The sequence below is a fragment of the Adhaeribacter aerolatus genome (assembly GCF_007991635.1).
In the GTDB taxonomy this organism is placed as follows: Bacteria; Bacteroidota; Bacteroidia; order Cytophagales; family Hymenobacteraceae; genus Adhaeribacter; species Adhaeribacter aerolatus.
In genome coordinates this window covers 71,376-97,252 of record NZ_BJYS01000001.1, presented here as the reverse complement: position 1 = coordinate 97,252, position 25,877 = coordinate 71,376, and the positions used below count along the sequence as shown (strand labels likewise).

The window sequence follows — 25,877 nt, the reverse complement described above, 5'->3', positions numbered from 1 at the left end:
ATGGTACAGCAGGAATCAAGATTATCTGTAGCCGACAACAGCGGAGCTAAAGAAGTTTTAGTAATCCGGGTTTTAGGCGGAACAGGAAAAAAATACGCTTCTATTGGCGATAAAATAATAGTAACTGTAAAATCAGCTTTATCATCTGGTAACGTTAAAAAAGGCTCTGTTTCGAAAGCGGTAGTTGTTCGCACCAAAAAAGAAATCCGCCGGAAAGACGGATCATACATTCGTTTTGATGATAACGCAGCGGTGTTATTAAACAATAACGATGAGCCAAGAGGAACCCGGATATTTGGTCCGGTTGCGCGTGAATTACGTGAAAAGCAATTTATGAAAATCGTTTCTTTAGCTCCGGAGGTATTATAATCATGAAAGCACAAAACGAAAAAGTAAATAAACTGCATGTAAAAACCGGTGATACTGTAAAAGTTATTTCCGGTAACGATCGCGGTAAAACAGGGCGGATTGTATCCGTTAAAAGAGAACTGAATAAAGTTATAGTAGAGGGTATAAACCTGGTTACTAAACACAATAAGCCAAGTGCTAAAAACCCACAGGGAGGTATCAGCAAAATGGAAGCACCAATTCACGCCAGCAATGTACAGCTGGTAACTGCTTCCGGTGCGGTAACCAGAACCGGCAAAAGAGCGGGAGAAAATGGTAAACTGCAGCGGTATTCTAAAAAAACAGGAGATTTAATTTAATATGGCTACTGCACGTTTAAAAGAAAAATATAACACGGAAATCGTTAATCAATTAAGAGAGCGGTTTCAGTATAAAAGTGTAATGCAAGTTCCTAAAATAGTTAAGATTTGCATTAATAAAGGTATTGGCAGCGCGGTATCAGACAAGAAATTAGTTGATGTAGGTGTTGATGAATTGACCACTATTTCGGGCCAAAGAGCTGTTGCAACGAAGGCAAAAACTTCGGTTTCTAACTTTAAATTGCGCGAAGGTATGCCCATTGGTGCTAGAGTTACTTTAAGAGGTGACAAGATGTACGAATTTATGGACCGGTTAATGACTGTTGCTTTACCACGGGTTCGTGACTTCAGAGGTATAAGCGAAAAAGGGTTTGATGGTAGAGGAAATTATACTTTAGGTGTAAAAGAGCAAATCATTTTCCCCGAAATAAGCATCGATAAAATTAAAGCAATCTCAGGAATGGATATTACCTTTGTAACAACAGCTAAGAATGACGAAGAAAGTTATGAGCTGTTAAAAGCATTTGGTATGCCATTCATGAATGTAAAAAAATAATAAAATGGCCAAAGAATCAGTAAAAGCGAGAGAGCTGAAGCGGCAAAAGATGGTTGCCAAGTATGCTGAAAAAAGAAAAGCACTTAAAGCAGCCGGCGATTGGGATGCTTTAGATAAATTACCGAAAGATGCTTCGCCTATTCGGTTACATAACCGTTGCCGGATTACAGGTCGTCCGCGGGGTTTCATGCGGAAGTTTGGTATTTCCCGGGTTATGTTCCGCGACATGGCTTCTGAAGGAAAAATTCCCGGCTTAACCAAAGCAAGTTGGTAATTTTTTTTTATCAATAGTAATTAATAACTAAAATATTAGTATCTTTGCGGCTCTTTAAAAAGAAGAGCTAAAATATTTATTCATAATGAATACAGATCCAATAGCAGATTATTTGACCAGGCTCAGAAATGCTATCAAAGCAAATCATCGGGTGGTTGAAATTCCGGCCAGCAAAATCAAGAAGGAAATAACCAGAGTACTTCACGAGAAAGGGTATATTCAAAGCTATCGGTTTGATGACTCTAGTGTACAGGGAACTATTAAAATAGCTCTCAAATATAATCCAAGTACAAAGCAACCTGCTATTGTAAACCTGGAAAGAGTAAGTAAACCTGGTTTACGGAAATATGCTCATTATGAAAACTTGCCGAGAGTATTAAACGGTTTAGGTGTAGCCATTTTATCCACCTCTAAAGGGGTTATTACTGAAAAAGAGGCAAAAGACCTTAATGTGGGTGGGGAAGTTTTGTGTTACGTTTATTAAGAAAACATCACTATGTCACGTATAGGTAAATTGCCCATTACTTTACCTGCTAATGTTGATTTGACAGTAGCAGATAATAATTTAGTAACCGTAAAAGGTCCAAAAGGTTCACTTAGTACCTTAGTAGACAGAGATATAACTATATCAAAGGAGGACGGCACCATTACAGTAGCTCGTCCGACTGAGCAGAAACGCCACAAAGCCATGCACGGTTTATACCGTTCATTGATTAACAATATGGTGGTTGGGGTAAGCGAAGGTTATAAAGAATCTTTAGAATTGATTGGTGTAGGTTATAAAGCCACTGTAGCGGGTAATACGCTTGAGTTGTCTTTGGGTTACTCGCACAATATATATTTAGCCTTACCTCCGGAAGTAAAAGCTGCTGCTGTTACAGAAAAAGGTAAAGCGCCGCTGATTACTCTTGAATCTAACGATAAACAACTAATAGGCCAAGTAGCTGCTAAAATCCGATCACTGAGAAAAGTAGAACCTTACAAAGGTAAAGGTGTACGCTTTGTTGGTGAGGTAGTAAGAAGAAAAGCAGGTAAAACAGCCTCTAAATAATAACTGTCATGGCAGTAAGTAAACTCGAAAGAAGAACCAGAATTAGAAAAAGTATCAGAAGTAAAATTTCTGGTACTCCTGAAAGACCGCGTTTATCCGTTTTCAGAAGTAATAAAAATATCTATGCCCAATTAATTGATGATACTGCTGGTAATACTCTAGTAGCTGTTTCCTCTGCTAAATTAGCAGGAGAAGCTACTGGCAAAAGCGAGTTGTCATCAGCCGTTGGACGGGAATTAGCCACATTGGCTCAGGAAAAGGGTATAACGGAAGTGGTTTTTGACCGTTCCGGATATCTATACCACGGCCGGGTAAAAACATTAGCAGACAGCGCCAGAGAAGCCGGTCTTAAATTTTAATATATGTCACAGAATAACATACGTGTTGTAAAAGCGAGTGAGATTGACCTCAAAGAACGGGTTGTGGCAATCAAGCGTGTAGCTAAAGTAGTAAAAGGTGGTAGAAGATTTAGTTTTTCTGCTATCGTGGTGGTAGGTGATGGTAATGGTACCGTGGGTTACGGCTTAGGAAAAGCTAACGAAGTAACAGATGCTATTGCTAAAGGTATTGATGATGCCAAGAAAAATCTGGTAAAAATCCCGATGTATCATAATACAGTTCCCCATGCCATGGAAGGTAAGTATTCTGGTGGTTTTGTGCTTGTTAAACCTGCTGCAGCTGGTACAGGTGTATTAGCAGGTGGTGCTATGCGGGCAGTTTTAGAAAGTGCCGGTATTAGAGATGTATTAGCTAAATCTAAAGGTTCATCTAATCCGCACAATGTGGTTAAGGCCACTTTTGATGCTTTAATCAAAATGCGAGATCCTTTAGCAGTTGCTCAACAAAGAGGTGTAAGTCTTCAGAAGGTTTTTAACGGATAAGTAAGATGGCGCAGATAACTATTAAACAAATCAAAAGTGTTATTGATCGTCCGGAAAGACAAAAGAAGACGATGAAAGCACTAGGTCTGGGTAAAATAAACAAAACCATTACGGTTGAAGATACACCCCAGATTTTAGGTATGATTCAGAAAGTGCATAACTTGGTTGAAGTAAAATAAAGTTATTATGAATTTAAGTACATTACAACCTGCTGCAGGTTCTGTAAAAGATAGAAAAAGAATTGGTAGAGGTACTGGTTCAGGCCGTGGTGGTACTTCCACCAGAGGTCATAAAGGCGCTAAATCTCGTTCGGGCTACAGCAAAAAAGCTGGCTTTGAAGGTGGTCAAATGCCTTTACAGAGAAGAGTTCCTAAATTTGGTTTTAAAAACTTCAACCGGGTTGAATTTGCCGGTGTAAATTTAGATGTTATCCAATCATTAATTGAGAGAGATAATGCTACAACAGTAGACTTCGCCTATTTAAAGGCGCACGGTTTAGTATCTAAGAATGATAAAATAAAAGTTCTTGGCCGTGGTGAGTTGAATAGTTCTGTAGAAGTTCATGCGCATGCATTTTCTAAAACTGCTATAACTGCCATAGAAAATGCTGGTGGTAAAGTTGTTACCCTCTAATTAAGTATGAAAAAACTTATAACAACTTTTAAGAATATATTTGCAATAGAAGACCTAAGGATTCGGATACTGAATACCTTAGGCTTTATTGCAATATTCCGTTTAGGATCTTACGTGGTTTTACCAGGTATAGACCCTAATCGGTTGCAATCAAATTCAGAAGGTATTTTCGGCCTTTTAGATACCTTGCTGGGAGGAGCATTTAGCAATGCTTCTATTTTTGCATTAGGTATCATGCCTTATATTTCGGCTTCTATTGTTTTGCAATTATTAACAATAGCCGTTCCATATTTCCAGAAACTCCAGAAAGAGGGTGAATCCGGAAGAAAAAAAATCAATCAATACACGCGTGTATTGACCATTGTTATTACAGCAGCTCAATCTTTTGGATTTATTCAAACGATTAATGCCGAAGCTATTGTGGTAGACCCCTTTTGGTTTAGCATAACTTCAATTTTTATTCTTACCGCCGGCACCATGTTCTGTATGTGGTTGGGCGAAAAAATTACCGATAAAGGAATTGGTAATGGAATTTCAATGCTGATTATGATTGGTATTGTATCTCGCTTACCAGGTGCTTTAATTGCCGAAGCCTTGTCAAAACAATTAAATGGTGCTTTAATATTTATTTTGGAGCTTATAGCACTTTATTTTATAGTAATGGCTGTGGTAATGCTGACGCAGGCCATCAGAAGAATTCCTATTCAATATGCAAAGCAGGTTGGAGGTACTACTCAATATAGCGGACAGCGCCAATTTATTCCATTAAAGGTTAATGCAGCGGGCGTAATGCCAATTATTTTTGCACAATCATTGATGTTCATTCCATCTTTGATTGCTTCTATCTGGCGCGATTCTTCTGAACTAGCTGCTTCCATCGGAACAACTTTTTCTGATTTTACTTCCTGGCAATACAACCTTTTATTCGGTATATTAATAATTGTATTTACCTATTTTTATACCGCTATTAGTGTTAATCCTGACCAGATATCAAACGATTTAAAACGGAGCGGAGGATTTATTCCAGGCATTAAACCCGGTTTAGCTACTTCGGAATTCATTGGTCAGGTACTGGATAGAATTACTTTACCAGGTGCATTGTTTCTGGCTTTAATTGCTATTTTACCAGCAATTGCCATGTTATTTGGCGTTACCCGAGAATTTTCAGCTTTCTTCGGAGGTACCTCGCTTATTATTATGGTAGGGGTAGTTTTAGATACCCTGAATCAAGTAGAGAGTTACCTCTTGATGCGCCACTATGATGGAATGATGAAGTCGGGTAAACTGAAAGGCCGTACGCAAAATATTGCGATGGCATCTTAATAATGGTTTATTACAAAACAGAAGAAGAAATTAATATTATCCGTGAAAACGCTTTAATTTTAAGTAAGGCGCATGGAGAAGTAGCTTCCTTAATCAGGGAAGGTATTACCACAAAAGAACTGGATACCAGGGCCGAGGAGTTTATACAAGACCACGGAGCTCATCCTTCTTTTAAAGGTTACAATGGTTTTCCTTACAGTCTTTGTATTTCTGTTAATTCGGCGGTTGTACATGGTTTTCCAGGAAAGTACGTAATTAAAAGTGGTGATATAGTTTCTATTGACTGCGGAGTATACAAAAACGGTTTTCACAGCGACTGTGCCTATACGCATGGTGTTGGTGAACTTTCCGAGGATGTTTTGCGGTTACTAAGGGTAACAAAGGCCTCTTTATACAAAGGACTGGAGAAGGCAATTGCCGGTAATCGTTTAGGCGACATGTCCTCAACTATTCAGCAGGAAGTTGAGAAAGAAGGTTTTTCGGTGGTGCGGGAGTTGGTTGGACACGGTATCGGTAAAAGCTTACATGAAGGCCCCGAAGTTCCTAATTACGGAAAAAGAGGCCAGGGTTTAAAACTGCAAAACGGTTTAGTATTAGCAGTAGAGCCCATGGTAAATTTAGGAAGTAAAAATATTGTTCAGGAAGCAGACGGCTGGACAATCAGAACAAAGGATAATAAGCCATCTGCTCATTTTGAACATACAATCGTCGTGCGTAAGGATAAAGCGGAAGTTTTAACTACGTTCGAATATATTGAAAAGGTGCACAAATAATATATATGGCAAAACAGTCTTCTATAGAACAGGACGGGACTATTGTGGAAGCTTTATCAAATGCTATGTTTCGTGTTGAACTGGAAAACGGTCATCAGGTAATATCTCACATTTCTGGTAAAATGCGGATGCACTATATTAAAATATTACCCGGTGATAAAGTGAAAATTGAAATGTCGCCATACGATTTATCTAAAGGAAGAATAGTTTATCGGTATAAGTAAAATGAAAGTTAAAGCATCAGTTAAAAAGAGAAGTGAGGATTGTAAAGTTATCCGCAGAAAAGGAAAACTTTATGTAATCAACAAAAAGAACCCACGGTATAAACAAAGACAAGGTTAATATAATAAAATGGCTAGAATAGCAGGAGTAGATATTCCGGATAAAAAAAGAGGCGAAATTGCCTTGACTTATATTTACGGTATTGGCCGTAGAGCATCTCAATCCATTCTGACAAAAGCAGGTGTAAACTTGGATAAAAAAGTTAGTGAATGGACTGAAGAAGAAGCGGGTGCTATCAGATCTATTATTGCCGCTGAACATAAAACCGAAGGTGTTTTACGTTCTGAGGTGCAACTGCACATTAAGCGGTTAATGGATATCGGTTCTTACAGAGGGTTACGTCACAGAAAAGGCTTGCCTGTGAGAGGTCAGCGGACAAAAAACAACTCCCGTACCAGAAAAGGTAAGCGGAAAACAGTTGCTAATAAGAAAAAAGCTACTAAATAATTAATATAAATGGCTCAAAAAAGAAAAGATAAAGCTAAAAAACGGGTCGTAGTTGTTGAGGCAACCGGACAAGTTCATATTAAAGCTTCTTTCAATAACATAATTGTTTCTATTACCAACAACAATGGCCAGGTAATTTCTTGGGCATCGGCTGGTAAAATGGGTTTTAAAGGTTCTAAAAAGAATACGCCTTATGCTGCTCAGATGGCAGCTTCTGACTGCGCTAAAGTAGCACATGAGTTAGGTATGCGTAAAGCAGAGGTATTTGTAAAAGGACCAGGTGCCGGTAGAGAATCTGCAATCCGTACGGTGCAGAATGCAGGTATTGAAGTTACTACTATAAAAGATGTAACTCCTTTGCCACACAATGGATGTCGTCCACCAAAACGTAGAAGAGTTTAAAAAAATTATGAAGCCTCTTTTGCAGAGGCTTCATCATAAATATTATTAGAAATGGCAAGATATACTGGCCCGAAAACGAAAATATCCAGAAGATTTAACGAGCCTATCTTTGGTACTAGCAAAGCTTTGACCAAGAAAGCTTATCCTCCTGGTATGCACGGAAGAGGCAGAAGAAAAAAACAATCGGAATACGCCCTACAATTAACAGAGAAGCAAAAGGCTAAATATTTGTACGGTGTTTTAGAAAAGCAATTTGCTAATCTATTTGAAAAAGCACAGCGCAAAGGCGGAATTACAGGTGAAAACTTACTGGCTTTGTTAGAAGCTCGTTTAGATAACACCGTTTACCGTTTAGGCATTGCACCTACCCGTAGAGCTGCCCGTCAATTAGTTTTACACAAACATATTACCGTAGATGGCGAAATTGTAAATATTGCATCTTACAATTTAAAACCAGGACAGGTAATTGGTGTGCGTGAAAAGTCAAAGTCTCTTGAAGCTATTACCACTAGTCTTTCTGCCCGTAACGCCCGTCAGTTTGGCTGGTTAGAATGGGATGGCAAAGAAATGGTAGGAAAATTTGTTTCTGCGCCGCAGCGGGATCAAATTCCTGAGAAAATTCAGGAACAATTAATTGTAGAACTTTACTCTAAGTAATAGTTCTTTAGTTCCATCTTTTAAAAATAAAGTAGTCTATATGTCTATATTAGCCTTTCAGATGCCTGAAAAAGTCGTAATGGAAAAATCCGACGACTTTAATGGTCAATTTGAATTTAAACCGCTTGAAAAAGGGTATGGAGTAACAATTGGCAACGCACTTAGAAGAATATTGCTGTCTTCATTGGAAGGTTATGCTATCACTTCTGTGAGAATACCTAGTGTATTGCATGAGTTCTCCACCATAGAAGGAGTGATAGAAGATGTATCAGAAATTATCCTTAACCTTAAAATGGTTCGTTTTAAAAAAGCAAACGATGCCATTGAGGATAAGATTACAGTTTCTATCCGAAATCAGGACACCTTTACGGCTGGCGACATCAACCGGTTTACCAATGGCTTTCAAATTCTAAATCCCGAATTAGTTATTTGTCACCTGGACAATAACATTTCGCTGGATGTGGAATTAACCATTCAAAAAGGTCGCGGTTATGTACCGGCGGAAGAAAATAAACCAAATGATCAGGTTTTTGGCCAGATTGCAATCGATGCTATTTTTACACCTATTAAGAATGTAAAGTACAGCATTGAAAACACCAGGGTTGAACAAAAAACTGACTATGAGAAGCTTTTAATTGATATTCAGACGGATGGTTCTATTCATCCGGAAGATGCGCTTAAAGGAGCTGCTCATATATTAATTCAGCACTTCATGTTGTTCTCCGACAACACCATGACTTTTGAAACGGCCAAACCAGAAGAAGAAGAGGCAGTAGATGAAGAAATGCTGCATATGCGCAAAGTTCTGAAAACGCCATTGAACGATATGGACCTTTCAGTACGCGCTTACAACTGCTTAAAAGCGGCTGATATTCGTACCTTGGGAGACCTGGTACAATTGGATATGCAAGACATGATGAAGTTCCGGAATTTTGGTAAAAAATCTTTAACCGAGCTGGAAAATTTGGTTCAGGAAAAAGGTTTAACCTTCGGAATGGATTTGTCGAAGTATAAATTAGAGGAAGATTAATTAATTAACGGCATAATTCCCGATCCCGTAAAAGGTTGATTGACGGTATGCACGTGCACAAGTAAATAATAATGAGACACGGTAAAAAAATAAATCATTTAGGTAGAACGGCTTCTCACCGGAAGGCTATGTTATCAAACATGGCTTCTTCGCTGATTTTGCACAAACGCGTTACTACCACAGTGGCAAAAGCAAAAGCATTGCGCAAATATGTTGAGCCACTTTTAACTAAATCTAAGAACGATACGACGCATTCCAGACGTACTATATTTTCTTATTTGCAGGACAAAGAATCGGTTAAAATTTTATTTGATGAAATAGCAAATAAGATTGCTACCCGGCCGGGTGGTTATACCCGTATTCTGAAAACCGGCAACCGTTTAGGTGATAATGCCGATATGTGCATTATTGAGTTAGTAGATTACAACGAGAATATGTTGAGTGCTACTGCGGCGGCTGCTAAACCAAGATCCAGAAGACGGTCTAAAAAGAAAGATAGTGCCGATACACCTGCAGCTAATGCAGCTCCTGCCAAACCGGAAGAATCAACTAACGCTGATCAAGCTACTAAAGCAGAGGATGCTGAATAAATATTTTTTCAAGTAATTTATAAGGGGATATGATATTTATCATATCCCTTTTTTTATTTTTGCAGTAATACAAGAGCATGAAAGAAAGAATTGCAACAGAAGCCATCTTATTATTAGAAGATGGAAAAATTTATCGCGGCAAAAGCTTAGGCCGCATTGGTACCAGTTCCGGTGAGCTTTGCTTCAATACCGGTATGACGGGATATCAGGAAATATTCACAGACCCTTCTTATTACGGCCAGATTGTAATTACGACAGTTCCACACGTAGGTAATTATGGCGTAGTTCGGAAAGAAGTAGAATCGGAGCAGGTTCAAATCAAAGGGTTAGTTTGTAAAGAATTCTCGGAATTTTTTTCCCGCAATTCCGCAGAAGGTTCTTTGCAGGAATATTTCGAAAGAGCCAATATTATTGGCATTTGTGAAATTGACACCCGTGAGTTGGTTCGGCATATTCGCGATAAGGGTGCCATGAATGCCATTATTTCTTCCGATGAGGCTGATATTAAAATTCTGCAGGAGAAGTTAGCCGAAACACCTTCGATGGATGGATTGGAACTAGCTTCAAAAGTTAGCACTAATGAAGTTTATGATTTGGCAGCGCCGAATAAGCAATATAAAGTGGCTATTCTGGATTTAGGCGTGAAGAAGAATATTCTGAACAACTTCACGCAGCGTGGCTGCGAATGCAAGGTATTCCCGTTCGATACCAGTTTTGAAGAAATGGAGAAATGGGGACCAGACGGTTATTTTATTTCTAACGGACCCGGGGACCCGGCCGCAACTACCCAAGCTGTTGAGAATGTAACCAAAATGCTGGAGCAGGAAAAACCTTTATTTGGAATTTGCATGGGGCACCAGATTTTAGCGCAAGCCAATGGCATCTCTACCTACAAAATGCATAATGGCCACCGCGGCTTAAACCATCCGGTTAAAAATTTATTAACCGGCAAATGCGAAGTTACCTCCCAAAACCATGGTTTTGCGGTAGATGCGGAGCAAGTAAAAAATAACCAAAAGGTAGAAATAACCCATGTTAACCTGAATGATGGTACCATCGAAGGTATCCGGGTTAAAGATAAACCTGCCTTTTCGGTGCAATATCACCCGGAATCTTCACCGGGTCCCCACGATTCTGCCTATCTTTTCGACGAATTTATTCAGTTGATTAAGCAGCGTAAGGGAGAAGCCTAATCGGATTTGAACACCTCCACCTATAATCTTTTGTAATATTTTAAACCAAAGTAACAATGAGTATAATAGCAAGTATTAATGCCCGCCAGATTTTCGACTCAAGAGGTAATCCTACGGTTGAAGTAGATGTATTAACCGAAACGGGCTCTTTAGGCCGTGCGGCGGTACCATCCGGTGCTTCTACCGGTAAACACGAAGCCGTAGAGTTACGCGATGGCGACAAGTCTAAATACATGGGTAAGGGCGTATTACAAGCCGTTAGTAATGTTAATGATATTATTGCCGAAGAATTAGTAGGTTTTAGCGTATTGGAGCAAAGCCTGCTTGATAAAATAATGATTGAGCTGGATGGTACTCCCAACAAAGGCAAATTAGGAGCTAATGCTATTCTGGGTGTATCATTGGCCGCTGCTCGTGCTGCCGCCCAAGAGTTAGAAATTCCGCTTTACCGCTACGTAGGTGGCGTTAATGCCAATACGTTGCCCGTACCGATGATGAATATTCTGAACGGCGGTAGCCACGCTGATAATTCTATTGATTTCCAGGAGTTTATGATTATGCCGGTGGGAGCTCCTTCTTTCCGGGAAGCCTTACGCTGGGGTTCTGAAATATTCCATCACCTGAAAAATGTACTGCATAAGCAAGGCTTATCTACCAACGTAGGCGATGAAGGTGGTTTCGCGCCTAATATTAAGTCTAATGAAGATGCCATTAAAATAGTTCTGCAAGCCATTGAAACGGCCGGTTATAAACCAGGTGATGATGTAATGATTGCCATGGATGCAGCAGCTTCTGAATTCTACGAAAATGGTACTTACCACTTCAAGAAATCAACCGGCGATAAATTAACTTCTTCCGAAATGGTTTCTTACTGGACCGATTGGACAAAGAAATACCCGATTATCTCGATTGAAGATGGTATGGATGAAGATGACTGGTCAGGCTGGAAAGCTTTGACAGATTCTATTGGTAAAACCACCCAATTAGTAGGCGACGATTTGTTTGTAACCAACGTTAACCGCTTGCAGCAAGGTATCGACCAGCAGATAGCGAACGCCATCCTGATTAAAGTAAACCAGATTGGTACGCTCACCGAAACCATAAATGCTATTAACTTAGGCCGTCGCAACGGTTATAAGAGCATTATGTCACACCGTTCCGGCGAAACCGAAGATAATACCATTGCCGATTTAGCGGTAGCTTTAAATACCGGCCAGATTAAAACCGGTTCGGCTTCGCGCTCTGACCGGATGGCTAAATACAACCAGTTACTCCGGATTGAGGAAGAACTAGGCGAAACCGCTTATTTCCCGGGCAAAAAAATGTAATGCCTGTTCCGGAAATTTCTTAAATTAGGGGCCTGTTAAACTTTTGGTGTTAACAGGCCTTTTCTTTTAAAACTGGTGTATATGTTGGCAAGAATCCCGAAGTTTTTCCGCAGTTTCTATTTTTTATTTACCATTCTGTTCCTGGTTTGGATGTTCTTTTTCGATTCGAACGATTTTATTACCCAGTACCAGATGAGCAAGAAACTGAGTGAGCTGGAAGATGAAAAAGAACATTATATGCAGCGGATAACCCAGGTACAGAAAGACCGGGAAGAATTATTAAGTAATTCGGCGTTGCTGGAAAAATATGCTCGCGAAAAATACCAGATGAAAAAGCCTGCCGAAGATTTATTTATTATTATGAAGAAAGAGGATAAAGCCAAATAAAAATAAATATTTGGTTAATTCATTTAAAACGGATAATAGTAAACCGTATAGAAATTTAAATAAAACATAAATGCCACCTTTATCGGGTGGCATTTATGTTTTATTTAAGGTTATTTATCTACTCTATTTTTTTACCTGCCATTGCCTCTTTAATCGAAATATCCATTACTCTTTCGGCGAAGGGTCGGGTGGTTTCTTCCAGGTCATCTACCGCCCGCAGAATGGTATCCTTATCCTGGTTGCCGGTGGCCAGTAAATCGGCCACTACTTGTCTCTTAGCCATAGTTTGGGCAATTTCTTCTTCGGTTAAATGCTGGCGATTTTTCTGTACAAACCTATCTACCTGGTAAAGGAGTTGCTCGGCGGTGGTGCGGGCTTCGATAACCATGCGGGTTGCCACGTCTTCGCGGGCGTGTGTTACCGAATCCAGCAGCATTTGCTCTACCTGTTCGTCGGTTAGGCCGTACTGGGGTTTTACTTCTACCTGCTGTTTTACACCTGACCGTAGTTCAATGGCTTCTACTTTTAAGATACCATCGGCGTTCAGAATAAAGTTTACATCTACTTTGGGTAAGCCGGCGGGCATGGCCGGAATACCTTTTAAGTCGAATTCGGCTAGTTTCCGGTTTTCTTTAACCAAATCGCGCTCGCCCTGGTACACCGCAATCTTCATGTTTACCTGCCCATCGATAGAAGTAGTATACTGGCGGCCGGCTTTAGTAGGAATTTTAGAATTTCGGGGAATAATCGAGTCCATCAAGCCGCCCATGGTTTCGATGCCCAGGGTTAAAGGGGTAACATCCAGCAGCAATATATCTTTCCGATTACCAGCCAGCACATCGGCCTGAATAGCTGCTCCCAAGGCTACCACTTCGTCGGGGTTTAACGAATTGTTAGCTTCTTTGCCGAAGAAATCGGAAACCGTGCGGTACACCAATGGTACACGGGTAGAGCCTCCCACCATTACCACCGACTGAATAGCCTCGTGGCTAATGTTAGCATCGTTTAAAGCCTGCTCACAAGCTTTAATAGTTTTTTCTACGATTGGGCTAATCAAACTTTCAAAAGTAACCCGGGTAATATTGCAGGTAATGTTATGGGTGGTGGTCGCGTAGGTATCGGCAGCACTCAGCGCTATTTTAGCTTCTTCGGCCTTTAAGCGTAAGGCCTGCGACAATTCTTTATTATGTGTAAGCTCTGCTTCCGGAATATTGTTTTCCTGCAACCAATAATTCACAATGGCGCGGTCAAAATCATCGCCGCCTAAATAAGTATTGCCGTGGGTGCTGAGTACTTCAAATATTCCCTGCTGAATGTGCAGGATAGAAATATCGAAAGTACCGCCACCTAAATCATAAACGGCTATGGTTTTTTCTTCGGAGGGGTCCAGGCCAATGCCGTAGGCCAGCGAGGCAGCAGTTGGTTCGTTTACAATACGCAAAACTTCCAGGCCGGCCAGTTTGCCGGCATCGCGGGTGGCCTGTCGTTGCGAGTCGTTAAAATAAGCCGGCACCGTAATTACAGCCCGGTTAACCGGTGTTTTCAGGGCGTGCTCGGCGCGTTTGCGGAGTTCTTTTAATATTTCGGCCGATAACTCAATCGGCGAATAAAACTGATCGCCCACGCGAATTTTAACCAGACCCTCGGTATTATCATCTATAATTTTATAGCCAAAATAATCTTTGTGGCTGCCCAGGTCCTGGTAAGATTTGCCCAATAGCCGTTTTACCGAATAAATAGTATGGGCCGGATCGGTTATTAAATATTCTTTGGCATCGTGCCCCACGAGTACTTCACCCGAATTGGTAAAGTGGACGACCGAAGGCACGATGGTACCCAAGCCCTGATCGTTAATGGCAATTGCCCTTTTTTCTTCCGGATGAATATAGGCAACCAGGCTGTTGGTAGTACCCAAATCTATTCCTACTATTATTTCTTCTTTCTGTATCGTGCCCGTAGACAGATTTATTGCAACTTTAGCCATCTTCTATAAACGTTTCGGCTGTATAAACAGCCCAATGAAAGTGCAAAATTACGAATTAAATTAACTATCTGTAAGTATCGGGATAGCCGCAGACAAGTAGGGCGCTCTGGAAACAGATATAAATCATACCCTAAATTCGTCAATTTGTTTTTTCAAGTCAAAGCGGTTAATGGCTTTTTAAGAATAAATACACTTTATTGATTATCAATTATTTACGTGGTGTGTCTTTGAATTTGAATAAGTACAACTAGTAAAGTATTTAATCAATTTTCATTTCTAATTATTTAAGAACAAAGAGTATCTGAACCATCAGAAAAATAGGTTAAAGCTTGTAGATACTAATATTTTGTTTAGCTGTTTTGGTAAATTATTGGGCCACAAGCAGATAATATCCGTATAATTAAAATTATTCGACTTTTCTAAGAAAAGCAATTATGAAAAAAGGTAAAGTGCGTTTAAGAAAAAAATGGAGTGGGAGACAAGTAAAGAAAGCTATACCGCTTTTTGCCTCCTTTTTCCTTGCTCATTCGCCGCTACCGGCCGGCAGTACAATGCAAAAGCAAGGTGCAACGGTGGTAGCCCCTAATAGCGAAGCACTGAAATTTATTCAGTTTGAGTTAGAAGTCTATGATTTATACGAGCAAATAGGTTTAGAACAGGCCGGATTAAGCCTGGAGGTATTTAACCAGGCATTAGTTGGCTACCTGAATCTTTTACATGCGGGCCTGGTCCAAAATAACAGAACTTTAACCATTGCCGATTTTGATAAATCTTCTTCCGAAAAGCGGTTTTGGGTAATTGATATCCAGAATAAAGTAATTCTGCACCAATCTTTGGTGGCGCACGGTAAAAATTCTGGTTGGGATGTAGCCGAAGAGTTTTCGAATGTAATTCAGTCGGAGAAAAGTAGTTTAGGTTTTTTTGTAACGCAGAATACTTACCAGGGCCGGCACGGTTTATCGCTGAAACTGGTGGGTATGGATGAAGATTATAACAAAAATGCCTACGACCGGAATATAGTAGTGCACGGGGCCGAATATGTGAGCGAAGATTTTGTGAAGCAACACGGCCGGTTAGGCCGGAGCCAGGGTTGTCCGGCGTTGCCCATGAAAAATCATAAGGAAATAATCCAGGACATAAAAGACGGCTCAGTTTTATATTTGCACGCATCTAAAGCCGATTACAATTCTAAGTTGCTGGATACCGAAGTAGCCATGAATACCTTCTTTAAACAGCCTGTACCGGCGTACGCCTACAATTAGCAGAAGGCTTAGCAAAGAATATTTGCTAAAAAGCCGCTTTCAGTTTTACCTGAAAGCGGCTTTTTCATTAGTTTAAAGCTTTATGCTGAAACGTTGGCCCAGGGTTTCCAGGTCTTTTATAACCGGATCTAGTAGTGGTATACCGGTTTGTAGCCGCTGGCCAGTCATTTCGCGTTCCGGATCGCCGGGAATGAGTACCGCCGCCTGACCGGCTTTGGTTTTGGCCGCGCGGAAAGTTTTAATCCAGTTATCCATGTGTTGTTTAAATTCATCAGCTGGCCGGAAGGCATCTACCCGCATCGCCCCAAAAAAATGTCCGATACCTTCGCCTACCGGGTTAGCCGGCAAAGGCAAAAAGCTTACAAAGGGCGGTACCCAAGGCCCGTAATTAGCCCCCGAAAGCACCGCGGAAAATATATCGACTACGGCGCCCAGGGCATAACCTTTGTGGCTGCCGTGTTCGCCGCCCAATGGCATTAAGGCTCCCCCATTCTTTAACTCATGGGTATTGGTAGAATTATTGCCGGCCGCATCTTGTATCCAGCCAACGGGTGCATCCAGACCTTTGCGTTGCAGAATCTCCAGCTTGCCATTAGCAGCAGTAGTAGTGGCTAGGTCGGCAACAAACGGTGGTTGTTCGTTGGCCGGTATGGCTACGGCAATTGGGTTAGTGCCCAATAAGCGCTCTACCGAAAATGTGGGGGCTACCAGGGGGCTGGCGTTGGTCATGGCCAAACCAATCATGTCGTGGGCCAGGGGCATCATGGCGTGGTACCCGGCAATACCAAAGTGGTTCGAGTTTTTAACCGATACCCAACCGGTACCCACCTGCTTCGCCTTCTGAATAATAATTTCCATCGCTTTAGGCCCAACTACTAAACCCAATCCCCGGTCGCCATCCACTACGGCTGTGCTGGGGGTTTCGTGCACTACTTTAATATCAGGCGTAGCGTTTATGCGGCCGGCCTCCCATAAGCGCACATACCCCGATAAACGGGCAATGCCGTGTGAATCGATGCCCCGTAAATCGGCGGAAAGTAAAACATCGGTTGCCAGCGTAGCATCTGCCTCCGAAAGGCCGATGGCCCGGAATATATTTTGGGTAAATTGTTTTAGTTGTTCGTAAGGAAACATTGGGGTGAAACTTATATATAATAAAAGGTCAGGCAAAAAAAAGTGGTATAGGAAAGATACTGACTGTGCTTTTGCTTCGGGAATAGTTTGGCTTAGTTGTTATTTATGCTCCTGGTTCAGCATCCGGTACAGCATGCCTTCTTTTAAGGCGTAGGCCGATACCCGGATTTTATTTATCGAATAATTCTCCAGGACAAAATCAATCAGAATAATCGCCATTACAATCATATCTACGCGCATTTCGAGCATACCCGGTATAGCCAGCCGTTCACTGCGGTTCTTGCGCAAAATATCTTCGTAGATCTCGTAAAAGTCGGCCAGAGGTAAATCTGCTTCGGGGCAGCAATCCTGTTCCCGGTCCAGGCCTTTGCGTTTAGAGTCAATATCGCAGAGGGTATCGAAGGTGCCCGAAGAACCAATTAAAACAGTAGGTTTACAACGCGCTACGGCTTCGGCCAAAGGTGTTAGTTGCTCCTGTAAATATAGTTTCAGGGCTTCTATAGCGTGTTCTTCCAGCGGATCGGTAATAAAAAATTTATCCAGCAAGCGTTGCGCTCCAATTTCAAAGCTTTGTTTCCAGAAAACCTGGTGGTCGTCGCAAATAATAAATTCCACGCTGCCGCCACCAATATCCATCAGCAGGCTTTTCTCAAAACCAATTTCCAAGGCCGATTTTACCCCGTAATAAATCAGTTCGGCTTCCAGGTCGCCATCAATAATTTCTACCGTTATGCCGGTTTCTGCTGCAATATCTTGTATTAAATCGGGGCCGTTCGCAGCATTGCGTACCGCGCTGGTAGCCATGGCTTTTACCTCTTCTGCCCCGTGCTGGTCAATCAGCGATTTAAAACCTTTCAGGGTTTGGAGGGCGCGGGCGTAAGCAGCCGGAGCAATTTCGCCGTGGCTTATCCCACCTTCACCCAATTTTACAGGTTCTTTTATTCTTACCAAATCATTCGGTTCGCTACCTTCCTGGATTTGGGTAATTAAAAGATGAAACGTGTTGGTGCCCATATCAATCAGGGCTACCTTTTTATCTTTCTCCATCATATTTTATGTTTTACTACCAGTGCTAAACCGGTAAAAAGTACCTAAAGGTAATTTACGGGCATTATGGTCCTGCAAATACAATTCGCCAAGCTCCTGAAACCCCGACCCGGCAAGCTGAAAGTTTTGTTTAACCAGGTTCTCCAGAATTAAAGCCGAAAACCCCAGCGAGTATAAATTTATCAGGCACAGGTTATCGGTTGGGTCGAGTAACTGGCCGCAGAGTTTAAAAAGCTCGTTCAATTCGTCCTCGAGCTGCCATTTTTCGCCGTTAGGACCGCGTCCGTAAGCCGGTGGGTCTAATATTAAGCCCTGATATTTATTGCCGCGCTTTACTTCCCGGCGGGCAAATTTCATGGCATCTTCTACTATCCACCGAATATCGGTCAGGTTGCTGGCTTCCATGTTTTCGCGGGCCCAGTAGTTTACGGCTTTAACAGCATCCAGGTGAGTTACATCGGCACCGGCAGCCCGGGCTGCCAGCGAAGCGCCGCCGGTATAGGCAAACATATTTAATATTTTGGGCTGCGACGTTTTAAGTTGCCGGGCCTGTTCGTAAATAAATCTCCAGTTAGGGGCCTGTTCCGGAAAAATGCCCACGTGCTTAAACGACGATAAACCTAAGCGGAAACGCAAATCCATTTGTCCGTATTGGTACTGAATAAACCATTGCTCCGGCATCCCTTTCTTCAGCAGCCACAGGCCCTTTTCGGTGCTGCCTTTTTCTTTTTTAAAAACGGCCTGCGCCGAACGGTCCCATTCCGATTGGGCTAAACTTTTGTCCCAAATAGCCTGGGGCTCGGGACGTGCTAAAATATATTTCCCAAAGCGCTCCAGTTTTTCAAAGTTGCCGGTGTCGAGTAATTCATAATCTGCCCAATCTTGTACCGTTAAAAAGGTATACATGTAGCCTTTGTTTTGATTAAATTTTTATTACAAGTAGTTCGCTAAGACCCTGGCTTTAACGCCCGCTTACGCAAAAACTGAATTTGCTGCCCGAATATTTTTATCTTTGCAGATAATTAGGTGCAGCGGGGCAAATATAAAAATAAAACACCGGTAGCTTTAGCCTTACACCAGCGTCGCCGCAATAATATTAATACGGAAAATTGAAGTAAGATGGAAATTACCTTTTATAAATACCAGGGTACCGGCAATGATTTTGTGATGATTGATAACCGGCAGGCATTTTTTGATATAAAAAACCAAGCCTTGGTAGCCAGTTTATGCGAACGCCGCATGGGCATTGGGGCCGATGGTTTAATCTTATTGCAGAACCGGGCCGGATATGATTTCGAAATGGTTTACTTTAATGCCGACGGGCGACTAGGCTCAATGTGCGGCAACGGCGGTCGGTGTACCGTGCAATTTGCCAAACAACTGGGTGTAATAACCGATAAGGCTTATTTCCTGGCCGCCGACGGCGATCATTATGCCAGTATTTCATCTGATGGTACTGTTTCGCTGAAAATGAACGATGTACAAGCCATTGAATGTGCCGATAATTTCTACTTTTTAAATACCGGTTCGCCGCACTACGTAGAATTTGTAGAAGATTTAAACCAGTACGAAGTTTTCCAGAAGGGCCGCAGTATTCGCTATAACGACCGTTTTAAAGCCGAAGGAACCAACGTAAACTTTGCCGAATTAGGGCAGCTGGATGAGCCCATGTTTGTGCGTACCTACGAGCGCGGCGTAGAAGATGAGACTTTCTCGTGCGGTACCGGTGTAACGGCTACGGCTATTGCTGCTTCTTTTAAAGGTCGCACCAATCCGGTAAAAATTAAAACCCTGGGTGGTAACCTGGAAGTAGCTTTTAACCGCAACGGTGAAATGGTTACGGATATTTATCTGATTGGCCCGGCTGTGCTGGTGTTCGAAGGGAAAATTAGTGTTTAGGTGTTAGTAATTAGAGGTTTGTTATTAGTCTACAGCGCTTTATTTCAAAATTACCAAAGACTTTCGATAAATTAAAAATCAGCAGAAATTTAACCTTTCAGAATCCTTATCAGAAATTTTATAACTAACAACTAATAACTGCTCACTAATAACTAAACCGTGTTCCTGAAATCTGATTTGTTATACCTACGGGCATTAGAAAGTTCGGATCTGGAATTTTTATACCAACTGGAAAATAATACCGCGGTTTGGCGCGTCAGTAACACCATAACACCCTATTCCAAAGAAGTGCTGCGGTTATATCTGGAGCAAGCCACTGCTGATATTTATACCGCCAAACAATTACGGCTAATGATTTGCTCACCGGCGCATCAGCCGGTAGGCTTAGTCGATCTGTACGATTTTGAGCCCTTACACCAGCGAGCCGGCGTGGGTATTATTATAGCAGAAAATTTTCGACAACAAAGGTTTGCCTCGCATGCCTTGGACCTGCTTTTAAGTTATTGCCAAAATTTTCTGATGCTTCACCAGGTTTATTGTACAATTACGGCTTCTAACCAAGCTAGTTTAAGATTATTCCAGCAAGCCGGCTTTACCACTATTGGTTTACGGAAGCAATGGATGAAGATGCCGTCTGGTTGGGAAGATGTAATGGAGTTGCAGAAAATATTAGCCTGAAATGTTGTTATAGATTATTGGTGCTATCTACCATTACAGCAATATTTGTATTTTTAAAAGAGTAATGTTTAGAGCACATTGTACTAAATTTGTAATTACTTTAATGCGTTCAAAAATTAAAGCTAATTTTACAATACTCTCCTCATTAGTAGTGTACTAATAATACTACTTTCCTTCTTCTTATTATCCTTCTTAATATTCAGTCTAATTCTGGCTACGCTTTATTTTATTATTTAAAATTTAGCGTTGGCTGCGCCCTTTAGCAATAAACGCTAAGCGGATTTGGAATAAGTACGTACGCATTAAATACGTTTTATACTGATATTACTATAAAAAGCAAGCATTTTTTTAGTTTTTTAACAGCCTTTTTCAGGATTTTCCGTACAATCCTTACTGTAAGCAAAACCGATCCTGCCTAACTGGTTTTTGTTACATTTTTACCCTTAAAAATTCTAGAATTTAATTTAAGGTTTTAATAACTATGATAATACTATGCTAAAAACTGACTACAACGATGCAGCTCAAAAAGCTGATTTAACAACTGATTTATTGATGAAAGAGTCTTTAACCTTAAAGAAAGAAGCGAGCCTGAAAACTACGGCTAACAATATAAGTAATTTTTTGGCCGACATGCCCGATATTATTTGCATGTCGCATTTACGCTGGGACTTTGTTTTTCAGCGCCCGCAGCATTTATTAACGCGTTTCGCGCAGCATTCTAACCTGTATTATTTTGAAGAACCGCTGTTCTACGATGGAGCGGAGCCCCGCTTAGATGTAACTACCCGCGAAGGCGGCAACATAAATATTGTAGTGGCGCACCTGCCTAATGGATTAACTCCGCAGGAATCAGATGCGCACCAGATTAAGTTAATAGACCAGTTTTTAGCCGAGCGTAACCTGAACCGGTTTATCTTCTGGTACTACACGCCTATGGCGTTAGAAATTACCCGTCATCTGCAGCCAGAACTTACTGTATTTGATTGTATGGATGAGTTATCGGCTTTTAAAGGGGCACCGCCACGGTTGCGTGAACTGGAAGCCGAAATGTTTAAGAAGGCCGACCTGGTATTTACCGGTGGCCAAAGCATTTACGAATCGAAGAAAAACCAGCACCCGGAAGTTTACGCGTTTCCGAGCAGCATTGATAAAGCACATTTCGCCCAGGGCCGTGAAGCTTTAATTGAACCGGCAGATCAGGCCAATATTCCGCACCCGCGATTTGGTTTTTACGGGGTAGTTGATGAGCGTTTTGATATTGAGTTATTACGCAGCATGGCTGCTTTGCGCCCGGACTGGCATTTTGTAATTATTGGCCCGGTTGTGAAAATAGACCCGGCCGATTTGCCAAGGGCCGAAAATATTCATTACCTGGGTGGTAAAAATTATAAGGAATTGCCGGTGTATTTAGGTGGCTGGGATGTGGCTTTACTGCCCTTTGCCCGGAACGAATCTACTAAGTATATAAGCCCTACCAAAACGCCTGAATATCTGGCAGCGGGCAAACCGGTTGTGTCAACTTCTATAACCGATGTAATTAGGCCTTATGGCGAGCTGGAGCTGGTGCATATTGCCGATACCCCCGAAGATTTTGTGGCCGCCATTGAAAAAGCCCTGGCGCAACGTGAAGATACCGCGTGGAAAGCCAAAACAGACGAATTTTTGTCGGGTATTTCCTGGGATATAACCTGGCAAAATATGGTAGGCCTTATGCAGATTGCGGTTAACAAAAAGTAAAGCCTAGCCGGATACAGGCTGTTTTGGCACAAACCTTAGAAATAAATTAAAAAATTAACTTTATAATTATTAATAAATATGTTTGACTATCTAATCGTCGGAGCTGGTTTTGCCGGTAGCGTGTTGGCAGAGCGTCTTGCCACCAGATCAAATAAAAAAGTGCTTATCATAGACAAACGTTCGCATATTGCGGGTAACGCCTATGATCATTTTAACGAAGAAGGCATTCTTGTTCACAAATATGGTCCGCATATTTTTCATACCAATTCTAAAGATGTCTTCGATTACCTGAGCCAATTTACCGAGTGGCGGTCTTACGAACACCGGGTACTCGCCAGTGTAGATGGCCAGTTGGTTCCTATCCCAATTAACCTCGATACCATTAATAAACTGTATGGCTTAAATTTAACGTCTTTTGAATTAGAAGATTGGTTTGAATCGGTAGCCGAATCGGTACCGGTAATTAAAACATCGGAAGACGTAGTAGTAAGTAAAGTAGGCCGCGAACTGTACGAAAAATTCTTCCGGAACTATACCCGCAAGCAGTGGGGCATGGACCCATCGGAGTTAGATAAATCGGTTACTTCGCGTGTTCCAACCCGTACCAACCGTGATGGCCGCTATTTTACCGATTCTTACCAAGCTATGCCGTTGCACGGGTTTACGAAGATGTTCGAAAACATGCTGTCGCACCCGAATATTAAAATAATGCTTAATACCGATTATAAAGAGATTATGGATATAATCCCTTATAAAGAAATGATCTTTACGGGTCCGGTAGATGAATATTTTGATTATAAATTCGGCAAGCTGCCTTACCGGTCGCTGGAGTTTAAGCACGAAACCCTGAACACCGAAACCTTCCTGCCAACCGCCGTGGTAAATTATCCGAACGAGCAGCCTTACACCCGCATTACGGAGTTTAAGTACCTGACCGGTCAGAAACATCCGAAAACTAGCGTGGTATACGAATATCCGCAAGCCGACGGCGATCCGTATTATCCGGTGCCACGGCCAGAAAATGCTGAACTTTATAATAAATACAAAAAGCTGGCCGACCAAACGCCCGGTGTGCATTTTGTAGGCCGTTTGGCTACTTACAAATATTATAACATGGACCAAGTAGTGGCCCAAGCTTTAACCCTTTACAAAAAAATAACTGAAAAGGTAGAAGAAGACAAGACAATTGCCGAAATCGAAAAGATTGTCATTAAAGGCAAGTCGTCGCTAAACGGATCTTCCATCAAACTCAGTTCGAATGGAGCACATTAGTCTTTGGGGCGGGATTGAATGCAGTCATAATAGGGTAGGAAACCAATATTTCGACCAAATTAGCCGTAATGGCCATTTAAGTCGTATTTCCGACCTGGATTTATTTGCGGGGCTTGGCATAAAAAAACTTCGGTATCCAATTCTTTGGGAGCACATTGCTCCTGAGAGTTTAGATAACCTGGATTGGCGTTGGACAGATAAGCGTTTATCTCGTTTAAAGGAACTAAATATAGAACCAATTGCCGGCTTGGTGCATCATGGCAGCGGACCGGCTTATACCAGCCTGGTAGATGCGAATTTTGCCGAAGGTTTAGCCTTTTTTGCCGGTAGAGTAGCTGAGCGGTACCCATGGTTAGAATATTACACCCCCGTAAACGAGCCGGTTACAACGGCTCGTTTCAGCGGGCTGTATGGCTTTTGGTATCCGCACGGTAAAAGCGATAACCAATTTGTCCGGGCACTTTACAACCAGTTGCTAGGCACCCGCCTGGCCATGAAAGCTATCCGAAAAGTAAATCCGGCGGCTAAACTGGTGCAAACCGAAGATTTGGGTTATACCCAAAGTACCCCGCTGTTAGCTTACCAAGCCTATTTCGATAATGCCCGTCGTTGGCTTTCCTTTGATATGCTATGCGGTAAAGTCACACCAGACCATTACATGTGGCAATATTTGACAGAATCAGGCCTGACGGAAGCCGAATTGCTCTCGTTTGTGAATGACCCCATGCCACCCGATATAATGGGCATTAACCATTATATTACCAGCGAACGCTACCTGGATGAACACCTGATTGCCTACCCGCTGCATACCCACGGCTCTAACGGCAAGCACCGCTTTGCCGATGTTGAAACGGTACGGGTATTGGGTGTAGACCGCGTAGGCATTAAAGGTTTGTTGCAAGAAACATGGGAAAGGTATAAGCTGCCCATAAGTGTTACCGAAGCTCATATTTGCTGCACCCGCGAAGAACAAATGCGCTGGTTTAAAGAAATCTGGGATGCTGCCACGGCTCTTAAAAACGAAGGTGTAAATATCCAAGCAGTTACTGCCTGGGCGCTTTTAGGTTCTTATGATTGGGACAGTTTACTAATACAAAAACGCAACCATTACGAGAGCGGCGTTTTTGACTTAAGAAGCACCGAGCCCAGAGCTACGGCTATGGTAACCATGCTCCGGAACCTGGCCCAATCGGGTAAATATTACCACCCGGTTCTAGGTAGTAAAGGTTGGTGGGACCGGGAAGAACGGTACGTGTATAAGCATAAAAAAGCCTACATCAGTCGGCCCAAGCACCAGTTGGTTAATCATCATAAAAATGTAGCGCCAATTTTAATTACCGGCCAAACAGGTACTTTGGGGCAGGCCTTTGCCCGCATTTGCAAAGACCGGGGTTTAGCCTACCAGCTACTGAGTCGTCAGGAGTTAGATATTACAGATGTGCAGTCGGTAGAAAGGGTAATTGCCGCATATAAACCGTGGGCCATTATTAATACCGCTGGTTACGTAAGGGTAGATGAGGCCGAACAGGATTCTTACCGGTGTTATAGCGAGAATACGGATGGCCCGGCCATTCTGGCAGAGAAATGTAAGGAGCATGATATTAAGTTGCTTACTTTTTCGTCGGATCTGGTATTTGACGGTACCAAAACCGAAGCCTACACCGAAGAAGATACCCCGGCGCCCCGCAATGTATATGGTAGCAGCAAGTTTTTAGCCGAACAGGAAGTTTTACAAATATTGCCTACGGCATTAGTGGTAAGGACAAGTGCTTTTTTTGGTATTTGGGATAAGCATAATTTTATTTACCAGGCGTTACATGCCTTTGTGTCAGGTAATGTATTTACAGCCGCGAAAGATGTTGCTATAACGCCAACCTATGTGCCCGACCTGGTAAATGTTGCGCTGGATTTGCTGATTGATGATGCGCAGGGAATCTGGCACCTGGCCAATAAAGGTATTTATACCTGGGCAGAATTGGCCCGGCAGGTTGCTGCTATTGCCAAGCTGGATAATATTAACCTGCAGGAAATAGACATAGCCGAAATGCGTTTACCGGCTTACCGGCCATTAAATACCGCTTTAACCAGTATTAAAGCCGATTTAATGCCTACCGTAGAAGATGCCTTGTACCGGTGTGTGCAGGAAATTATGATGCAAATGCAGCAGGAAAATATTCATGCAGAAAAACTAAAAGAAGCCGAAAGCAACATTAATAATTTCAGGACTAGTAATACCGGAACCGATTAATAAAGCGTAAAGCAACCCAAAAAGCCGGGTACAGGTAAATGATATTTACTTGTACCCGGCTTTCTTTTACAGGAATATTTGGCAGAAAAACCGCCGGAACCG

General features: G+C 42.0%; 32 protein-coding genes. 28 read left to right on the top strand and 4 right to left on the bottom strand.

Annotated elements, in window-relative coordinates; all coding sequences use genetic code 11:
* The 22 genes from rplN (at position 1) to AAE02nite_RS00365 (ending at position 12,514) form a co-directional block, all read left to right on the top strand.
* The gene (gene rplN, locus AAE02nite_RS00470) at positions 1–369 is read left to right on the top strand and encodes a 50S ribosomal protein L14 (RefSeq protein ID WP_146894474.1); all 369 of its coding nucleotides are present in this window, start codon (positions 1–3) and stop codon (positions 367–369) included.
* Positions 370–371: 2 nt separating this feature from the next.
* Entirely contained in the window at positions 372–707 is a 336-nt protein-coding gene (gene rplX / locus AAE02nite_RS00465) for a 50S ribosomal protein L24 (protein WP_146894473.1), read from the top strand.
* Position 708: 1 nt separating this feature from the next.
* A complete protein-coding gene (gene rplE, locus AAE02nite_RS00460) occupies positions 709–1,263 on the top strand; it encodes a 50S ribosomal protein L5 (protein ID WP_146894472.1) in 555 nt (184 codons plus the stop codon).
* Between the two features lie 4 nt (positions 1,264–1,267).
* Positions 1,268–1,537, top strand: coding sequence for a 30S ribosomal protein S14 (gene rpsN, locus AAE02nite_RS00455; RefSeq protein ID WP_146894471.1), 270 nt, complete (start codon positions 1,268–1,270; stop codon positions 1,535–1,537).
* A gap of 85 nt (positions 1,538–1,622) precedes the next feature.
* Entirely contained in the window at positions 1,623–2,021 is a 399-nt protein-coding gene (rpsH, locus tag AAE02nite_RS00450) for a 30S ribosomal protein S8 (protein WP_146894470.1), read from the top strand.
* Between the two features lie 12 nt (positions 2,022–2,033).
* A complete protein-coding gene (gene rplF / locus AAE02nite_RS00445) occupies positions 2,034–2,588 on the top strand; it encodes a 50S ribosomal protein L6 (protein WP_146894469.1) in 555 nt (184 codons plus the stop codon).
* Positions 2,589–2,596: 8 nt separating this feature from the next.
* Positions 2,597–2,947 carry a 50S ribosomal protein L18 gene (gene rplR, locus AAE02nite_RS00440; protein WP_146894468.1) on the top strand — a complete coding sequence of 117 codons (351 nt, stop codon included), beginning with the start codon at positions 2,597–2,599 and terminating at the stop codon, positions 2,945–2,947.
* 3 nt (positions 2,948–2,950) lie between these two features.
* Positions 2,951–3,469, top strand: coding sequence for a 30S ribosomal protein S5 (rpsE, locus tag AAE02nite_RS00435; RefSeq protein ID WP_146894467.1), 519 nt, complete (start codon positions 2,951–2,953; stop codon positions 3,467–3,469).
* A 5-nt stretch (positions 3,470–3,474) separates the two neighbouring features.
* On the top strand, positions 3,475–3,648 hold the full coding sequence (rpmD, locus tag AAE02nite_RS00430; protein WP_146894466.1) for a 50S ribosomal protein L30: 174 nt from the start codon (positions 3,475–3,477) through the stop codon (positions 3,646–3,648).
* A 7-nt stretch (positions 3,649–3,655) separates the two neighbouring features.
* Positions 3,656–4,102, top strand: a complete 447-nt coding sequence (gene rplO, locus AAE02nite_RS00425) for a 50S ribosomal protein L15 (RefSeq protein WP_146894465.1) — start codon at positions 3,656–3,658, stop codon at positions 4,100–4,102.
* A 6-nt stretch (positions 4,103–4,108) separates the two neighbouring features.
* On the top strand, positions 4,109–5,425 hold the full coding sequence (secY, locus tag AAE02nite_RS00420) for a preprotein translocase subunit SecY (RefSeq protein WP_146894464.1): 1,317 nt from the start codon (positions 4,109–4,111) through the stop codon (positions 5,423–5,425).
* Positions 5,426–5,427: 2 nt separating this feature from the next.
* Entirely contained in the window at positions 5,428–6,198 is a 771-nt protein-coding gene (gene map / locus AAE02nite_RS00415) for a type I methionyl aminopeptidase (protein WP_146894463.1), read from the top strand.
* Positions 6,199–6,203: 5 nt separating this feature from the next.
* Complete coding sequence (gene infA / locus AAE02nite_RS00410; RefSeq protein ID WP_026461690.1) at positions 6,204–6,422, top strand: translation initiation factor IF-1; 219 nt, start codon at positions 6,204–6,206, stop codon at positions 6,420–6,422.
* 1 nt (position 6,423) lies between these two features.
* Complete coding sequence (gene ykgO, locus AAE02nite_RS00405; protein WP_071885446.1) at positions 6,424–6,540, top strand: type B 50S ribosomal protein L36; 117 nt, start codon at positions 6,424–6,426, stop codon at positions 6,538–6,540.
* A 9-nt stretch (positions 6,541–6,549) separates the two neighbouring features.
* Positions 6,550–6,927, top strand: a complete 378-nt coding sequence (rpsM, locus tag AAE02nite_RS00400; protein WP_146894462.1) for a 30S ribosomal protein S13 — start codon at positions 6,550–6,552, stop codon at positions 6,925–6,927.
* A 9-nt stretch (positions 6,928–6,936) separates the two neighbouring features.
* Positions 6,937–7,329: a 30S ribosomal protein S11 gene (gene rpsK / locus AAE02nite_RS00395; protein WP_146894461.1), complete on the top strand. Its 393-nt coding sequence runs from the start codon at positions 6,937–6,939 to the stop codon at positions 7,327–7,329.
* Positions 7,330–7,380: 51 nt separating this feature from the next.
* On the top strand, positions 7,381–7,986 hold the full coding sequence (gene rpsD / locus AAE02nite_RS00390; RefSeq protein ID WP_146894460.1) for a 30S ribosomal protein S4: 606 nt from the start codon (positions 7,381–7,383) through the stop codon (positions 7,984–7,986).
* A 40-nt stretch (positions 7,987–8,026) separates the two neighbouring features.
* On the top strand, positions 8,027–9,016 hold the full coding sequence (locus AAE02nite_RS00385) for a DNA-directed RNA polymerase subunit alpha (protein WP_146894459.1): 990 nt from the start codon (positions 8,027–8,029) through the stop codon (positions 9,014–9,016).
* Positions 9,017–9,087: 71 nt separating this feature from the next.
* Positions 9,088–9,606, top strand: a complete 519-nt coding sequence (gene rplQ / locus AAE02nite_RS00380; protein WP_146894458.1) for a 50S ribosomal protein L17 — start codon at positions 9,088–9,090, stop codon at positions 9,604–9,606.
* Between the two features lie 77 nt (positions 9,607–9,683).
* Positions 9,684–10,799: a glutamine-hydrolyzing carbamoyl-phosphate synthase small subunit gene (gene carA, locus AAE02nite_RS00375; RefSeq protein ID WP_146894457.1), complete on the top strand. Its 1,116-nt coding sequence runs from the start codon at positions 9,684–9,686 to the stop codon at positions 10,797–10,799.
* Positions 10,800–10,855: 56 nt separating this feature from the next.
* The gene (eno, locus tag AAE02nite_RS00370) at positions 10,856–12,127 is read left to right on the top strand and encodes a phosphopyruvate hydratase (protein WP_146894456.1); all 1,272 of its coding nucleotides are present in this window, start codon (positions 10,856–10,858) and stop codon (positions 12,125–12,127) included.
* Positions 12,128–12,208: 81 nt separating this feature from the next.
* On the top strand, positions 12,209–12,514 hold the full coding sequence (locus AAE02nite_RS00365) for an FtsB family cell division protein (protein ID WP_146894455.1): 306 nt from the start codon (positions 12,209–12,211) through the stop codon (positions 12,512–12,514).
* A 118-nt stretch (positions 12,515–12,632) separates the two neighbouring features.
* On the opposite strand, the gene hscA is transcribed toward AAE02nite_RS00365, so the two are convergent.
* A complete protein-coding gene (gene hscA, locus AAE02nite_RS00360; RefSeq protein ID WP_146894454.1) occupies positions 12,633–14,498 on the bottom strand; it encodes a Fe-S protein assembly chaperone HscA in 1,866 nt (621 codons plus the stop codon).
* Positions 14,499–14,932: 434 nt separating this feature from the next.
* Here hscA and AAE02nite_RS00355 point away from each other — a divergent pair, with 434 nt between their 5' ends.
* Entirely contained in the window at positions 14,933–15,760 is an 828-nt protein-coding gene (locus AAE02nite_RS00355) for a murein L,D-transpeptidase catalytic domain family protein (RefSeq protein ID WP_146894453.1), read from the top strand.
* Positions 15,761–15,832: 72 nt separating this feature from the next.
* On the opposite strand, the gene AAE02nite_RS00350 is transcribed toward AAE02nite_RS00355, so the two are convergent.
* The 3 genes from AAE02nite_RS00350 to AAE02nite_RS00340 form a co-directional block, all read right to left on the bottom strand.
* Entirely contained in the window at positions 15,833–16,894 is a 1,062-nt protein-coding gene (locus tag AAE02nite_RS00350) for an Ldh family oxidoreductase (protein ID WP_146894452.1), read from the bottom strand.
* Between the two features lie 99 nt (positions 16,895–16,993).
* A complete protein-coding gene (locus AAE02nite_RS00345) occupies positions 16,994–17,944 on the bottom strand; it encodes a Ppx/GppA phosphatase family protein (RefSeq protein WP_246150704.1) in 951 nt (316 codons plus the stop codon).
* A gap of 3 nt (positions 17,945–17,947) precedes the next feature.
* Positions 17,948–18,847, bottom strand: a complete 900-nt coding sequence (locus AAE02nite_RS00340; RefSeq protein ID WP_146894451.1) for a class I SAM-dependent methyltransferase — start codon at positions 18,845–18,847, stop codon at positions 17,948–17,950.
* 213 nt (positions 18,848–19,060) lie between these two features.
* Here AAE02nite_RS00340 and dapF point away from each other — a divergent pair, with 213 nt between their 5' ends.
* The 5 genes from dapF (at position 19,061) to AAE02nite_RS00320 (ending at position 25,775) form a co-directional block, all read left to right on the top strand.
* Positions 19,061–19,840 (top strand): diaminopimelate epimerase, encoded by a 780-nt coding sequence (dapF, locus tag AAE02nite_RS00335; RefSeq protein ID WP_146894450.1) that lies wholly within the window; start codon positions 19,061–19,063, stop codon positions 19,838–19,840.
* A gap of 159 nt (positions 19,841–19,999) precedes the next feature.
* Complete coding sequence (locus tag AAE02nite_RS00330) at positions 20,000–20,518, top strand: GNAT family N-acetyltransferase (RefSeq protein ID WP_146894449.1); 519 nt, start codon at positions 20,000–20,002, stop codon at positions 20,516–20,518.
* 492 nt (positions 20,519–21,010) lie between these two features.
* Positions 21,011–22,255: a glycosyltransferase family 1 protein gene (locus AAE02nite_RS26510; protein ID WP_246150702.1), complete on the top strand. Its 1,245-nt coding sequence runs from the start codon at positions 21,011–21,013 to the stop codon at positions 22,253–22,255.
* A gap of 78 nt (positions 22,256–22,333) precedes the next feature.
* A complete protein-coding gene (gene glf, locus AAE02nite_RS26505; protein WP_218033418.1) occupies positions 22,334–23,527 on the top strand; it encodes a UDP-galactopyranose mutase in 1,194 nt (397 codons plus the stop codon).
* On the top strand, positions 23,514–25,775 hold the full coding sequence (locus tag AAE02nite_RS00320; RefSeq protein ID WP_146894448.1) for a family 1 glycosylhydrolase: 2,262 nt from the start codon (positions 23,514–23,516) through the stop codon (positions 25,773–25,775). The genes glf and AAE02nite_RS00320 overlap by 14 nt, the downstream gene beginning before the upstream one ends.
* Positions 25,776–25,877 lie beyond the last annotated feature (102 nt).

Coding starts and splice junctions, on each gene's coding strand:
- rplN (WP_146894474.1), top strand. CDS start 1: ATGGTACAGCAGGAATCAAGATTATCTGTAGCCGACAACAGCGGAGCT.
- rplX (WP_146894473.1), top strand. CDS start 372: ATGAAAGCACAAAACGAAAAAGTAAATAAACTGCATGTAAAAACCGGT.
- rplE (WP_146894472.1), top strand. CDS start 709: ATGGCTACTGCACGTTTAAAAGAAAAATATAACACGGAAATCGTTAAT.
- rpsN (WP_146894471.1), top strand. CDS start 1,268: ATGGCCAAAGAATCAGTAAAAGCGAGAGAGCTGAAGCGGCAAAAGATG.
- rpsH (WP_146894470.1), top strand. CDS start 1,623: ATGAATACAGATCCAATAGCAGATTATTTGACCAGGCTCAGAAATGCT.
- rplF (WP_146894469.1), top strand. CDS start 2,034: ATGTCACGTATAGGTAAATTGCCCATTACTTTACCTGCTAATGTTGAT.
- rplR (WP_146894468.1), top strand. CDS start 2,597: ATGGCAGTAAGTAAACTCGAAAGAAGAACCAGAATTAGAAAAAGTATC.
- rpsE (WP_146894467.1), top strand. CDS start 2,951: ATGTCACAGAATAACATACGTGTTGTAAAAGCGAGTGAGATTGACCTC.
- rpmD (WP_146894466.1), top strand. CDS start 3,475: ATGGCGCAGATAACTATTAAACAAATCAAAAGTGTTATTGATCGTCCG.
- rplO (WP_146894465.1), top strand. CDS start 3,656: ATGAATTTAAGTACATTACAACCTGCTGCAGGTTCTGTAAAAGATAGA.
- secY (WP_146894464.1), top strand. CDS start 4,109: ATGAAAAAACTTATAACAACTTTTAAGAATATATTTGCAATAGAAGAC.
- map (WP_146894463.1), top strand. CDS start 5,428: ATGGTTTATTACAAAACAGAAGAAGAAATTAATATTATCCGTGAAAAC.
- infA (WP_026461690.1), top strand. CDS start 6,204: ATGGCAAAACAGTCTTCTATAGAACAGGACGGGACTATTGTGGAAGCT.
- ykgO (WP_071885446.1), top strand. CDS start 6,424: ATGAAAGTTAAAGCATCAGTTAAAAAGAGAAGTGAGGATTGTAAAGTT.
- rpsM (WP_146894462.1), top strand. CDS start 6,550: ATGGCTAGAATAGCAGGAGTAGATATTCCGGATAAAAAAAGAGGCGAA.
- rpsK (WP_146894461.1), top strand. CDS start 6,937: ATGGCTCAAAAAAGAAAAGATAAAGCTAAAAAACGGGTCGTAGTTGTT.
- rpsD (WP_146894460.1), top strand. CDS start 7,381: ATGGCAAGATATACTGGCCCGAAAACGAAAATATCCAGAAGATTTAAC.
- AAE02nite_RS00385 (WP_146894459.1), top strand. CDS start 8,027: ATGTCTATATTAGCCTTTCAGATGCCTGAAAAAGTCGTAATGGAAAAA.
- rplQ (WP_146894458.1), top strand. CDS start 9,088: ATGAGACACGGTAAAAAAATAAATCATTTAGGTAGAACGGCTTCTCAC.
- carA (WP_146894457.1), top strand. CDS start 9,684: ATGAAAGAAAGAATTGCAACAGAAGCCATCTTATTATTAGAAGATGGA.
- eno (WP_146894456.1), top strand. CDS start 10,856: ATGAGTATAATAGCAAGTATTAATGCCCGCCAGATTTTCGACTCAAGA.
- AAE02nite_RS00365 (WP_146894455.1), top strand. CDS start 12,209: ATGTTGGCAAGAATCCCGAAGTTTTTCCGCAGTTTCTATTTTTTATTT.
- hscA (WP_146894454.1), bottom strand. CDS start 14,498: ATGGCTAAAGTTGCAATAAATCTGTCTACGGGCACGATACAGAAAGAA.
- AAE02nite_RS00355 (WP_146894453.1), top strand. CDS start 14,933: ATGAAAAAAGGTAAAGTGCGTTTAAGAAAAAAATGGAGTGGGAGACAA.
- AAE02nite_RS00350 (WP_146894452.1), bottom strand. CDS start 16,894: ATGTTTCCTTACGAACAACTAAAACAATTTACCCAAAATATATTCCGG.
- AAE02nite_RS00345 (WP_246150704.1), bottom strand. CDS start 17,944: ATGATGGAGAAAGATAAAAAGGTAGCCCTGATTGATATGGGCACCAAC.
- AAE02nite_RS00340 (WP_146894451.1), bottom strand. CDS start 18,847: ATGTATACCTTTTTAACGGTACAAGATTGGGCAGATTATGAATTACTC.
- dapF (WP_146894450.1), top strand. CDS start 19,061: ATGGAAATTACCTTTTATAAATACCAGGGTACCGGCAATGATTTTGTG.
- AAE02nite_RS26510 (WP_246150702.1), top strand. CDS start 21,011: ATGCTAAAAACTGACTACAACGATGCAGCTCAAAAAGCTGATTTAACA.
- glf (WP_218033418.1), top strand. CDS start 22,334: ATGTTTGACTATCTAATCGTCGGAGCTGGTTTTGCCGGTAGCGTGTTG.
- AAE02nite_RS00320 (WP_146894448.1), top strand. CDS start 23,514: ATGGAGCACATTAGTCTTTGGGGCGGGATTGAATGCAGTCATAATAGG.